The organism is Paraclostridium benzoelyticum (genome assembly GCF_001006285.1).
Lineage (GTDB): Bacteria > Bacillota > Clostridia > Peptostreptococcales > Peptostreptococcaceae > Paraclostridium > Paraclostridium benzoelyticum.
In genome coordinates this window covers 1-12,786 of sequence record NZ_LBBT01000293.1, presented here as the reverse complement: position 1 = coordinate 12,786, position 12,786 = coordinate 1, and the positions used below count along the sequence as shown (strand labels likewise).

12 protein-coding genes are annotated in these 12,786 nt (G+C 26.8%); 2 read left to right on the top strand and 10 right to left on the bottom strand.

Annotated elements, in window-relative coordinates:
• Positions 1–14 precede the first annotated feature (14 nt).
• From VN21_RS14665 to VN21_RS14615, 10 genes are all read right to left on the bottom strand, one after another.
• The gene (locus VN21_RS14665; protein WP_046823917.1) at positions 15–1,127 is read right to left on the bottom strand and encodes an FtsW/RodA/SpoVE family cell cycle protein; all 1,113 of its coding nucleotides are present in this window, start codon (positions 1,125–1,127) and stop codon (positions 15–17) included.
• A gap of 154 nt (positions 1,128–1,281) precedes the next feature.
• Complete coding sequence (gene panC, locus VN21_RS14660; RefSeq protein ID WP_046823916.1) at positions 1,282–2,124, bottom strand: pantoate--beta-alanine ligase; 843 nt, start codon at positions 2,122–2,124, stop codon at positions 1,282–1,284.
• Positions 2,125–2,137: 13 nt separating this feature from the next.
• On the bottom strand, positions 2,138–2,965 hold the full coding sequence (gene panB / locus VN21_RS14655; protein WP_046823915.1) for a 3-methyl-2-oxobutanoate hydroxymethyltransferase: 828 nt from the start codon (positions 2,963–2,965) through the stop codon (positions 2,138–2,140).
• Entirely contained in the window at positions 2,940–3,818 is an 879-nt protein-coding gene (locus VN21_RS14650; RefSeq protein ID WP_226896720.1) for a Rossmann-like and DUF2520 domain-containing protein, read from the bottom strand. The genes panB and VN21_RS14650 overlap by 26 nt, the downstream gene beginning before the upstream one ends.
• Positions 3,819–4,137: 319 nt before the next feature.
• Positions 4,138–5,067: an SH3 domain-containing protein gene (locus VN21_RS17965; protein ID WP_052952088.1), complete on the bottom strand. Its 930-nt coding sequence runs from the start codon at positions 5,065–5,067 to the stop codon at positions 4,138–4,140.
• A gap of 721 nt (positions 5,068–5,788) precedes the next feature.
• The gene (locus tag VN21_RS14635; RefSeq protein ID WP_046823913.1) at positions 5,789–6,202 is read right to left on the bottom strand and encodes a hypothetical protein; all 414 of its coding nucleotides are present in this window, start codon (positions 6,200–6,202) and stop codon (positions 5,789–5,791) included.
• A 78-nt stretch (positions 6,203–6,280) separates the two neighbouring features.
• A complete protein-coding gene (locus VN21_RS14630; protein WP_052952087.1) occupies positions 6,281–7,738 on the bottom strand; it encodes a sensor histidine kinase in 1,458 nt (485 codons plus the stop codon).
• Entirely contained in the window at positions 7,722–8,387 is a 666-nt protein-coding gene (locus VN21_RS14625) for a response regulator transcription factor (RefSeq protein WP_046823912.1), read from the bottom strand. Before VN21_RS14625 ends, VN21_RS14630 begins: the two co-directional genes overlap by 17 nt.
• Positions 8,388–8,499: 112 nt before the next feature.
• Positions 8,500–9,549, bottom strand: coding sequence for a calcium/proton exchanger (gene cax, locus VN21_RS14620; protein ID WP_046823911.1), 1,050 nt, complete (start codon positions 9,547–9,549; stop codon positions 8,500–8,502).
• A gap of 169 nt (positions 9,550–9,718) precedes the next feature.
• On the bottom strand, positions 9,719–10,303 hold the full coding sequence (locus VN21_RS14615) for an accessory gene regulator B family protein (protein WP_046823910.1): 585 nt from the start codon (positions 10,301–10,303) through the stop codon (positions 9,719–9,721).
• Positions 10,304–10,587: 284 nt separating this feature from the next.
• On the opposite strand from VN21_RS14615, the gene VN21_RS14610 reads away from it, so the two are divergent.
• Entirely contained in the window at positions 10,588–11,940 is a 1,353-nt protein-coding gene (locus VN21_RS14610; RefSeq protein WP_046823909.1) for an MATE family efflux transporter, read from the top strand.
• A 123-nt stretch (positions 11,941–12,063) separates the two neighbouring features.
• Positions 12,064–12,786, top strand: a 723-nt coding sequence (locus tag VN21_RS14605) for an aromatic acid exporter family protein (protein WP_046823908.1), incomplete at its 3' end; no start/stop codon positions are given.

Here is a 12,786-nt window from a genome sequence, read left to right as displayed (position 1 = left end):
CTTATTAATTTTACTTAAAAATTAATTTTTCTTTTTCTCATTCCAACATTAAGCACTAAACCTAGTGCTGATAATGAACCAACCAAGGAACTTGCTCCATAACTAATAAATGGAAGTGTTATTCCTGTAACAGGTATTAATGCCATAGTCATACCTATATTTTGAATAATTTGGTATGCAAACATACTAGTTACTCCAATTATAATTAAAGTTCCATAAAAATCCTTTGACTCTTTTGCATCCTTTAGCATTGTTAATAAAAATGCTCCATATAATATCACTAAAGCTCCCATTCCTATTAGCCCCAATTCTTCTCCTATAACAGCAAATATAAAGTCACTGTCTGGTACTGGTAAGAAACCATTTTGACTTTGTGTTCCTTCATAAAGACCTTTCCCCTTTACACCACCTGATCCTATAGCTATCATAGATTGGACAACTTGATAATTTCCTTTATAACTTAAATCATTAGGATTTAAGAAAGCTTCTATTCTAACTTTTTGATGCGGAGCTAAACATGTATAAATTAATGGTAATAATAATACGCCTATTAAAATAGTATTTCTTATTATTTTACCATTAAGTCCTGATACAAATAACATTCCAAACATTATACATATAAAAACTATAGTTCCTCCTAAGTCTGGCTGCAGCAACATTAAAAGTAGAACTGGCATAGCTTTTAATACTGCTGGTATTATTTGTTTTATATTATTTAGTTTACCTTTATATCCTTCTGCAATTTTAGCGTAACTTATTATGAAAGTAAGCTTGGCAATTTCTGATGTTTGAAGATATAGTGGCCCTAATTTTATCCATCTTCTAGACCCTTCTTGTACTACTCCTAATCCAGGTACCCATATACTTAATAATAATATTATAGTAAATATATAAAAAAGCTTATGATATTTACCTATTTTAATATAGTCAATTTTTATAGTGAAAATTATTAAAGCAACCCCTATTCCAAATGCCAATAATTGTTTCATTATTTCTCTATAGTTACCGGTTATATTTGCATGAGTTGCAGTTGTTAGCATTACAAGTCCAAATATAAATATAAGTGTAACATTTAATATTAATTTCCAGTTTAAATTTTTTATATGCTTAGGTGTTAATTTTTCCATAATCCTAATCCTCTTTCTCGTTTCTATTTTCTAGTTATATAAACTACAAATTTATAAAAGGATTATAAAAATTAATTATGGAGAAATTATGGAGATTATTTGAGAGTAAATATAAAAGGGATATTTTAAAATATCCCTTTTATATTTACTCTATTTATTCATAAATAAAATTATCTATTAATCTTGTATTTCCAATAAAAACAGCTACTGCAATCAACGAACCATCCTCAATAGTTCTTACACTTTTTATAGTGTTATTATCAACTGTACTTATATAATCAATTTTGGCTAAAGGTTCTTTACTAATTTCATTTTTTATAAAATTAATTATTTTTTTAGAATCTCTTTCTCCACCTTTTATTAAAGATTTTGCTTTCTTTAATGATTTATTTATTATAGTTGCAGCTTGTCTTTCTTCTTTGCTTAAATATGTATTTCTTGAACTCTTAGCTAATCCATCAGCTTCTCTAACTATAGCACAACTTACAATTTCAATATCAAAATTTAAATCTATTACCATTTGCTTTATTATAGAAAGTTGTTGAGCATCTTTTTGTCCAAAATATGCTTTATCTGGATTTACTATATTAAATAACTTACTCACAACCGTACAAACTCCTCTAAAATGAGTTGGTCTGCTTTTCCCGCATAATCCAGAAGTTAAATTATTCAAGTCTACAAAAGTGCTAAATTCGTCTGTATACATTTCTTCAACACTTGGATTAAATATTAAACTAGCTCCATTTTTTTCACATATATCACTATCCCTATCTATATTCCTTGGATATGTAGATAAATCTTCATTTATTCCAAATTGCATTGGATTTACAAATATACTTACAATCACTCTATCATTATCCTCACTAGCCTTTTTTATTAAGCTTTCATGTCCTTCATGTAGGTATCCCATAGTGGGTACAAGTGCTACACTTAATCCATCATTTTTCCAATCCTTAACTTGTTTTCTTATTTCTTTTATGTTATTTATAATCTTCATGCCCAAATCCCCTTTAATATAGTTTTTCTATTATATCTTCATTTATCTTAAAACTATGTTCTTCACTTGGAAAAACTTCTGTTTTTACTTCATCTATATAATTTGAAAATGCATTTTTCATCTTTTCTCCTATATTTTCATACTTTTTCACAAATTTAGGTGTAAAATCACTAAACATCCCCAACATATCTTGATATACAAGTACTTGGCCATCACAACCAGCACCTGCTCCAATTCCAATAGTAGGTATATTTAGCTTTTTAGTTATAAGTGATGCTAACTTTGATGGCACTCCTTCTAATACAACAGCAAATGCACCTGCATCTTCTACTGCTAGTGCATCTTCAATAAGCTTTTTTGCTGCTAATTCATCCCTACCTTGCACCTTAAATCCACCAAAAGCATTTACAGATTGTGGAGTCAGTCCAATATGCCCCATAACCGGTATAGAAGAGTTAACTATCGATTGTATTTGGTTAAAAATATCTACTCCGCCTTCTAATTTTACCGCATGTGCTCTTCCTTCTTTTATAAGTCTACCTGCATTTACCACCGCATCATATGTAGATGTTTGATAAGACATAAAAGGCATATCTGCAACTATTAAAGTATTTGTACCTCCTCTTGATACTGCTTTTGTATGGTGTATCATATCTTCCATAGTTACAGATAGTGTATCTTCATAACCTAAACACACCATTCCTAATGAGTCTCCAACTAATATTCCATTGATTCCACAACTGTCAATTAACTTTGCAGTTGAATAATCATAAGCTGTAAGCATAGTTAGTTTTTCATTTCTTTCTTTAGCTTCTTTAAAAGTTACAACTGTATTTTTCATATTGTTCCCCCAAGTATTTTTCAATTTTAGAATAATCTTTTTCACAATTTTTAATTTTAGTTATTTTTAATAAGTGTCTAGATAAAATAGTATATAATTCTTTATCTTCATCATCTAAAGCGTAATAGTGATCTTTTATAGTTTCTAAATCACATCTTTCTATAGGCCCTGTTAAACTGTTCAAAACACCTTTTTCCTTTATGTTTTTTATATTAAATTCAATCAGCGGATATAAAGCTTCAATAGCTATATTTTTTTCAAATCCGCATTTTTCAAGATGTTTTATACTTTGATCAATTATAGGAACTATTAAGTTACTAGCGCTTACACAGGCTTCATGATATAAGGATTTATTTTCTTTATTGATCAATAAAACCTTGTTACCTATTGACAAAAATATATTTTTTAAATAATTTATGTATTTTTTGTCTCCTTCAATTGTAATAAATGCTTTAGAAATATTTTTATAAGAATTATATTTATCTGAAATTGCTAATATTGGGTGAATTGAATAACCATATGCACCATATTGGTTTATATTCGAAAAGATTTCTGAGGATTTTGCTCCACTTAAATGACATATTATTTTATTATTAATAGGAAAGCTAATTAGATTATCCCACACAGTTTTTATTTGTGAGTCTTGAGTAGTGATTAATATAACATCACTATCTTGTACTAAATTTTCTAATTTAACATATTGTTTGGTATTTGTGAAAGTTGATGCTTCTTTAGAAGAATGCTCACTTTTGCTATAATACCCCACTAAATTTATATTGTTTTCTTTTAAATATTTTCCCAGGGAAAATCCCATCTTCCCCGCTCCAATAATTCCAAAGTTTATAGTTACCACCTCCTAACGAGTGTGATACTACTAATCAGTCTCATTCTAAAAAGATATGAGCTTCCTATAATAAAATTTTTAATATCCAATTGGTGCAGTTTAATTAAAATACCACCCATGATAAATGTAACTTCATTTTTGTGACATGTCAATAAAAAAGTGGACTTAAAAAGCCCACTTTTTTTACTCTCATATTTATCCAAATTTACGTTTTCTTTCATTCTTTAAGCACAGTTACCCCTAAAGCATCAATAAGATGCTTAAAATCGATTTAAATAGCTTTTAAAGCATATAAAAAAGAAGCCTCCATCGAGACTTCTCCTATTTATTATCCTAATATTTGTATTTCTATGTTTTGTCTTCCGAAAGTTGTACACTCAGATTCACTATTCATGAATATATCTATTTTATTTCCTTTTATAGCTCCTCCACAGTCTTCTGCAGTGAATACCATATCAAACTTAGGTATATAAACCTTTGTTCCGTAAGGTATAACTGAAGGGTCTACAGCTATAGTTCCCCACTTAGGAGTTGTTCCTGTAGCAGTTATAGTATGACCTGAATATGCACTTGCATTTACAGTCATTAATCTTCCACTATTGTTGTTTGATGAAGTTGTTTCTTCAGTTTTTGATGATTCATTTGAAGTATTATTTTGAGTGTTATTTTGTGTATTGTTTGAAACTGCTTCTTCCGACTTCTCTTCTTTAACAGCTGAATCATTTTTTTGCTCTACTGTATTTGTTGTAGCAGCTTTTACCTTAGTATTTTTAGCTTGCTCCATAGCTTGAGATTCAGTTAAAACATAATCTCCAGATATCCAACCCTCTTTTTTATCATCAAGTTTAATTTTATACCAATCATTTTCATGCTCTAATACTTCTACAATAGTTCCATTTGCTAATGATCCTATTTTATCATTTTCTATAGATGGTCCTTTTCTTACGTTTAGTTCAGTAGCTGTTACAGTTCCTTTTTCTTTTTCAGTGTAATCTCCACTTACCCATCCTTCATTTCCGTCTGAAAGTTTAACTTTATTCCATCCATTGCTAGTTTCTAATATTTCAACAACCATTCCTCTGTCTAATGATCCTATTTTATCATTTTCTACAGATGGTCCTTTTCTTACATTTAATTTTTCTGGTGTAACTATTTCTTTCTCTGCAGCGTATATGCTGTTAGTTGAAGCATACATTCCTCCAACTACTAATCCTAATGTTAATACTATTGATTTCTTTGCTCTTTTATTCATACTCATAAAATTCCTCCATTCAATTAAATAAAATTAAAAATTATATATTATTGACCTTAATGTCTTTTTAAATTCATATTGTGTGTATTTGTTACTTTTTCGTAACTTTTTTTAACTTGTTATTAATGTTAATATACTTTTTTATTTTTGTAAACACCTAGAACCAAAAAAAATCAAATTTGGTTACAAAAGAGTTACAATTGGCAACAATGTTTATCTATTGAAATTACAAGGATTCATAGGTATGTGAAATTCACTTAAAATTTTTTTAAATTTTTTTTGTAACAATTATAATTTATGCTATTTTTTGCTTGTTTTATATAATAATCATTGTAAAAAGTAGCATAAATTATAGCTTAATTACATTTTCTATTTTAAATATTATAAATTCACTTTGTAACTTTTAGCTTTTACACATAAATTCACTCATTTTTAATAGTTATTTTGTTACTAATTAAAAAATCATATTATAAGTTTATAAATTTATACTCAAATTAATATAAATCTTAATTTTTTAATTTCGACACAATACTAAAATTGTAGTTTGTTAATTGTTTTATATCCATTGTATATTTGTTATAGATTTTTTCTATGTTAATTTAATGTTAAGTTATTGCATAGATGCAATTTGTCTACTTATTCTATAACGATAAATATTTATCATTTCCTCATATAAATAAAAAATAAGGTTAGTAAAACTAACCTTATTTTTTATTTATATTAATTTTTATTGTTGATTACACATACCTCTACCTTGTCCTTGACCATTTCTCATATGTCTATTGTTTAATCTTTCAGATCTGTTTTGCTTCATATTTTCTAAAAAATCATTTCCTAAATACTTATATACTTTATCATGAATTTCAAAGTATTTGTTTAATTCTTCATCACTTAAATTACTTTTTGGTTGCTTATAGTACTTATCAAATATTAATTTTTCATCTTTTGTAAGTTCGTTGTAACCTTTGTCTATAAGTTTTTGTTGATCATCCGTAAGTCTGCATTCTTGTCTATTTTGCGATCTGTAACTAAGTGAATTATCTGTAGATGATTTTTCATTTGCATTTGCTATAACTCCCATAGATCCAAATCCAATAGCTGATATAACACTAAGTGATAATATTATTTTTTTTAACTTCATAAAACTACCTCCTATTAAATTATCTTTAATATCATTATGACTATCGATTGTTACAACTTAGTTACAAGCAAAAATTTTTTACAATTTTAATTCAAACCAAAATTCGACACCATCTTTTTTATTCAAAACACCACATTTACCGTCATGAAGCTTTATTATTTCTCTTATAATAGATAATCCTAATCCCACTCTATTGTCACTATATGTTCTTGATTTATTAATTCTCATAAAAGAGTCCCATATATCATCTAAATATTCATCTTCTATATTTTCTCCACTATTATATATAGATACTTTTAAATTCTCCTTACATATATATGTAGTTATATTTAAAATACGGTTATCATCTATATGATGTATAGCATTATCTATAAAATTATATAAAACTTGTTGAATTCTAATTTTATCTGCATATATAAAGATATCATTTATATTTAAGGTTACATTTATATGTTTTTCTTTTATCTTTATTTCAAAATTTCTAATAGTTTCTATTATTAAGTCTTTTATATTTAAATTCTCTTTTTTTATACTAAACGTCTTAGACTCTAGCTTATATAAATCTAATAAGTCTTTAACTAATACGCCCATTTTTTCACTTTCTTCATATATTACATCTATATAGTATTCTCGATCCTCATAACTTTTAGCTACATTACTTTTTAAACCTAAAGCATATCCATTTATAACAGTTATAGGAGTTTTTAGCTCATGTGACACACTCGATACAAATTCTTTTCTAAGATTTTCTTGTTTTTCTTTATTTTTAATAAGGACTTCTAATTCATCATTTTTATATTTTAAATCACTTAAGCTACTATTTATCTTGTCAGACAATTTATTTATACTTTGTCCTAATTTCTCAATCTCATCATTAGTTTTTATATCTACGCTTTCATTAAAATCTAAATTTGAAATTTTATCAGTTACTTCATTTAGTTTTCTTATAGGTTTTGTAAACTTAATTGAAAAAATTATAGCCATTATAATAGAAATAATTATTATCGGAATAAAAATAATTATTAAAAAAGTAGAAGCTATCTTTATGCTATTTTCAATTGAACTTATAGGTGTTTTAATAACTGTAGTATATAAGTTATCATTTGTACTCGATATGATTGATAAAAACTCAATATTTTCTGAGTTTTCATGTATTATATATGAAGTTAAATTTCTATTTATATAGTATTTATCTACTACTTCATATTTGTTTTTCATCTTACCCATCATGTGATTATTCATACTCATTCTATTCTTAAATACTAAGTTTCCTTCTTTATTATATATATCTAGATTTAAACCCTTACTTTCGGTTAATTCTAAAAGCTTATTTGATGTATTTTCATCTAAATTTTCATTCAATATTACTTTTATTTCATTTGAGAATTTATCTAATTGTAAACTAGTATACTTTATATATATATCTTTAAAGGTGATAGTAAATATTAATATTCCAACTAGCATCATTGAGTTTATAAGTATTATACCTGTTAATAATTTATTTTTTATGGATTTCATACTAACGCCCAAAAACATAACCAAAACCTCTTATATTTTTAATTAACTCTGATTGAGAACCTAGTTTTTTTCTTAATCTTGTTATATGCGTATCTAATGTTCTTGGATCACCATAATAGTCATAACCCCATACTAGATCTAATAATTTCTCTTTTTTTAGAGATATGCCTATATTATTTAAAAATATAAACATTAATTCATATTCTATTGGTGTAAGTTCAATTTCTTTTTCTCTAATTCTTATTACATTATTATTTAATTGAAGAACTATATCTTCATATTTAAAGATTTGCTTTTCTTTCAATGAGTTAACTCTTTTTAATAAATTTTTTACTCTAGCAATTAGTAACTTCGGATTAAATGGCTTAGAGATATACTCATCTGCACCTATATCAAAGCCAAATAGTTCATCTATATCACTATCTTTTGCTGTTAATATAAGTACAGGAATATCTGATTTTGACTTTATATGCTTACATACATCCCATCCATCTACAATAGGCATCATTATATCTAATATAGCTAGTGATATATTTTCTTTTTCAAACAACTCAATTGCTTCTTTTCCATTCTCAGCTTTATATACATTAAATTCTTCTAATTTTAAGAAATCATTTATTAATCTTAGTATTCTTAAATCATCATCAGCAACTAATATATTAACCATTTCCCATTCTCCTTAATACTTTTTGTTTTATGTTAACATAAAACAAACTCTGGTTAAACACTAGAGCTTGTTTTCTATTTAAATAATTTAAATTTTTCTAATTCTTTAACACTTAAAGGTTTGATATAAAAAATCCTGCTCCAATAATGAAATAAACAGATAATAATTGTACACCTTCTAGCCAATTTGACTCTCCATAACTTGCAACTCTGTTTACAATAAGAACAGAAACGATTAGTGCTACTAATTCAAACGGATTAAATACAATACTCATAGGAGTAAAAAGTAAGCTTAAAAATATTAATACAGGAGCAACAAATAATATTATTTGTAAACTAGATCCAACTGCAATTTCTACAGCAACATCCATCTTATTTTTCATCGCCATTACGACAGCAGTCGAATGTTCTGCTGCATTTCCTATTATAGGTATTATTATTATCCCTACAAAAAATTCACTTAATCCTAATGTTGCCGTTAATGAGTCTACACCACTAACTAAAAATTCGCTTTCGATAGCTATTAATATAGTAGCTATAGCTAAAACAAATATAGATTTTTTAAGTGTCCACTTAGCCTCTCCATTTTCCTCATGCTCTGATGAATATATATCTTTATGTGTATAAAACGAAAATACTAAACTTAATATGTATATTATAAACATTATTACAGCTACAATAATGCTTAATCCCTCATATTTTGTATTTAGTAAGTTAGAATTAATTGTATGAGTAAAAATCGCAGGTACACAAAGTCCTATAACTGCAAATAAAAGCATACTTGATGATACTTCTATAACTTTTTTATTAAATTTCTGATTTTTATGCTTTAGTCCGCCCAACAACATGCTAGCTCCTAGTACAAGTAATATATTTCCTATTACCGATCCTGCGATAGATGCTTTTACTACATCAAATAAGCCTGCTTTTAAAGCAACGAATGAAATAATAAGTTCTGTTGCATTTCCAAATGTAGCATTTAAAAATCCCCCTATTTTAGATCCTGTATAAAAAGCTATTTCTTCTGTAGCTTCTCCCATAAGTCCTGCTAGCGGTACAATTGATAGTGCGGCTAATAAAAACATTACTGTTGGTGGCAACTTCATAAATTCGGCAATTATACTTACCGGTATAAATATAAGCAAGTATTTTAATATTTTCATATGTTCACCTCTTATACGTGTAATTTTTATAGTATTTTTTCTAGCTTATTTTATTCGTATAATATATTATCTACCTTATTTTATCTAAAAATAACTACTAACAAATAAAAAAACATTTAATAGGTAAGGATTTACTCATTTGTAAATCTCCCCATAAATGCTTTTTCACCTAATTGTTTATGTAATTTTTTATAGTTCCTAGAACTAGCATAAATGCACTCCAATATAAAGCACTACAAGTAAATGCCGCATATTCATTTATAATTTCTATCTTTAATAGTATAATTGTTAAAAAAGTAATTATCGTGGCCATTGTTCTAGATATAATTTTATTTTTTAATATATCCTTAAAGTCCATTTTATCTTTTATATTATCTACAGGCGCTAAAGCATATATACATCCCCAACTTAATACCGTAAATAAAACAATTAAAAACTTATATGTTGTTAAATCCTCATAACTACTAGAAAATATAGTAAATATGTATATCCCCATAAACATTAACAATCGTATAATGTAATTTTTAGCCCTGTATCCACAGGCAAATCTTCTTATTATCAAATAACATATTAAAAGTATTATTCCTTGAGTAACTTTGCCGAAGATAGTACCAACTAAAATTACACTTACAAAGCTCATTCCAAAAAATATTAAAGATTTTATTTTATCTCTATATTTTTCAAATTTTTCTGTGTCTATTATATTTTTTAGCACAAGAAATGACACAAGTCTGTCGGTAAGTGATTCAATCATTAAGTCCTCCCTTTTTACCTTTTTATTTTAAATTACCACCTTATATTTGTTTATTCAATACAAATTAAAAAACTAGTCATTAAATGTTTATATTTACCATTTTTCAATGCAAAAACTGACATTTTAGAATAAAAAAAAAGACTGTTTTGAAAACAGTCTTTAAGATGGTTTAACTATTTATATAATTTACTATCCTTTTTTGATAATTCTAATATAATGTATTGTTGGAATTTTTAAATAATGATATCATATGCAAGCATATATTTTTTACAAAGGGGGATTTTATGACAAAAGATATGACAGCTGGTAATCCAGTAAAACTAATTTTATACTTTTCTATACCACTTTTAATAGGTAATATATTTCAACAGTTTTATAGTATGGTTGATACTATAATAGTAGGAAGATTTTTAGGGGTTAAGGCTCTTGCTGCAGTTGGATCAACAGGATCCATGAATTTCCTAATAATAGGATTCGTATTAGGTCTTACTTCAGGCTTTTCTGTTTTAGTGTCTCAAAAGTTTGGAGCTAACGATATTGATGGAGTAAAAAAAGCAGTTGCCAGTGCAATTGTTCTATCTATTATTATGTCAATTTTAATAACAGTTATAAGTGTTGTTACATCAAAATCAATTTTACACTTAATAAATACACCTATTGATATTATAGAGGACGCTCAATCTTATATAGTGGTTATCTATGGAGGAGTATTTGCTACTTTTTTCTATAATATGATATCTAGTATACTCCGTGCTCTTGGTGATAGCAAAACACCTCTATATTTTTTAATAGTAGCATCAATTTTAAATATCATTCTTGATTTATTTTTTATAATAAACTTATCTATGGGAGTTGCTGGTGCAGCTTATGCAACAGTAATTGCTCAAGGCGTTTCCGGAATTTTATGTTTATTTTATATGGCTAAAAAATTCCCTATATTAAAACTTGAGAAAAAACATTTTAAATTTGACAGTTTCTATTTAAAAAAACATTTAAGCATTGGGATTCCAATGGCTATGCAATTTTCTATAACTGCTATAGGCGCAATTGTACTCCAAGGTGCTGTTAATGCATTTGGGTCAACAGTAGTAGCAGCTCATACTGCTGCGTCTAAAGTAGAGCAATTAGTTATGCAACCTAGTATAACATTTGGAGTTACTATGGCAACTTATTGTGCTCAAAACCTAGGGGCTGGAAACATAGAGAGAATAAAAGAAGGTGTAAAAAAATGCACTATTATAAATATCGCTATAGGTCTTGTGGGAGGTCTTATACTATTTTTATTTGGTGATCAATTTGTTAAGCTGTTTGTATCAGGTTCTGATCCAGATGTAGTTGCTTACTCTATGAAATATCTAACTACAGTTGCATTTTTCTTTATACCACTTAGCTTAATATTCATATATAGAAATGCACTTCAAGGAATGGGCTACACTTTTGTTCCTATGTTAGCTGGAGTTTGTGAGTTATTAGCTAGGACGATCGTTGCATTTACACTCCCTTTATTCTTAGGATATTTTGGAGTTTGCTTAGCAGGACCTATGGCTTGGATTGCAGCTTGTATCCCTTTAATACTTGATTATATAAAAAAAATAAATACATTAACTGAGTCTGAAGTTTTATCTATTCATATTTAACAGTCTTAAAATATTTTAAGACTGTTTTTAGTATCAGTTTTTATATTAAACTGATACTTTTTGTTGCAATTAATCCATCTAACTGATACTATATTGTAATATAATTTAATCGGAGGACTCATTATGAATCATAATAAATTTATATTACAAAGATTATCAATAAAAGATGAAACTAGAGCGCTAAAAATTCTTTTATCAGCTATAATAGGTATTTATTTATGTAATTTAACTAATTATTTTAAAGTATCAACTACTGTAATAACTGTAGGAATTGTATTTGCAATGCTTCCAACTGTTTCAGGTGCTAGAACTTATTGCTTACAAAGGTTTTTCGCAAATATATTAGGAGCTATACTAACCTTTTGTATAGGTATTATTTTCAGATGGAATATATATTCACTTGCATTAGTTTGTTCTTCAGATGTATTTATTTTTTATAAATTCAACTTACATAAAACCAAACTCAGTTTAATGAGCTTAGTTTCAGGTAGTCTAATTTTATTTTTTACTATGAGTGATCCATCACAAATACTAGTAAGGCTTTCATCGATTCTATTGGGATCACTTATAGCAATTACCATAAATGAGTTAATTTTACCTATTAACCAAGGCTTTAAAGTTGAAGAATTAATATTTAATTTTTCTAAAGAAGCCTTTAAAATTACTGATTATATGCTTTTAAATATTACAATTTTAGATGTTTTAAATATTAAAAATTTAAATCTATATAATCAATCTATAAAACCCAACTTATTAATTTTAGATAAAGAATCAAAAATTAATTCACTTAAAAATCATTTAAAACATTATAAATTTAAAATTAATACTCTAGATTACCTAGGAATT

Coding starts and splice junctions, on each gene's coding strand:
- VN21_RS14665 (WP_046823917.1), bottom strand. CDS start 1,127: ATGGAAAAATTAACACCTAAGCATATAAAAAATTTAAACTGGAAATTA.
- panC (WP_046823916.1), bottom strand. CDS start 2,124: ATGAAGATTATAAATAACATAAAAGAAATAAGAAAACAAGTTAAGGAT.
- panB (WP_046823915.1), bottom strand. CDS start 2,965: ATGAAAAATACAGTTGTAACTTTTAAAGAAGCTAAAGAAAGAAATGAA.
- VN21_RS17965 (WP_052952088.1), bottom strand. CDS start 5,067: ATGAGTATGAATAAAAGAGCAAAGAAATCAATAGTATTAACATTAGGA.
- VN21_RS14635 (WP_046823913.1), bottom strand. CDS start 6,202: ATGAAGTTAAAAAAAATAATATTATCACTTAGTGTTATATCAGCTATT.
- VN21_RS14630 (WP_052952087.1), bottom strand. CDS start 7,738: ATGTTTTTGGGCGTTAGTATGAAATCCATAAAAAATAAATTATTAACA.
- VN21_RS14625 (WP_046823912.1), bottom strand. CDS start 8,387: ATGGTTAATATATTAGTTGCTGATGATGATTTAAGAATACTAAGATTA.
- cax (WP_046823911.1), bottom strand. CDS start 9,549: ATGAAAATATTAAAATACTTGCTTATATTTATACCGGTAAGTATAATT.
- VN21_RS14615 (WP_046823910.1), bottom strand. CDS start 10,303: ATGATTGAATCACTTACCGACAGACTTGTGTCATTTCTTGTGCTAAAA.
- VN21_RS14610 (WP_046823909.1), top strand. CDS start 10,588: ATGACAAAAGATATGACAGCTGGTAATCCAGTAAAACTAATTTTATAC.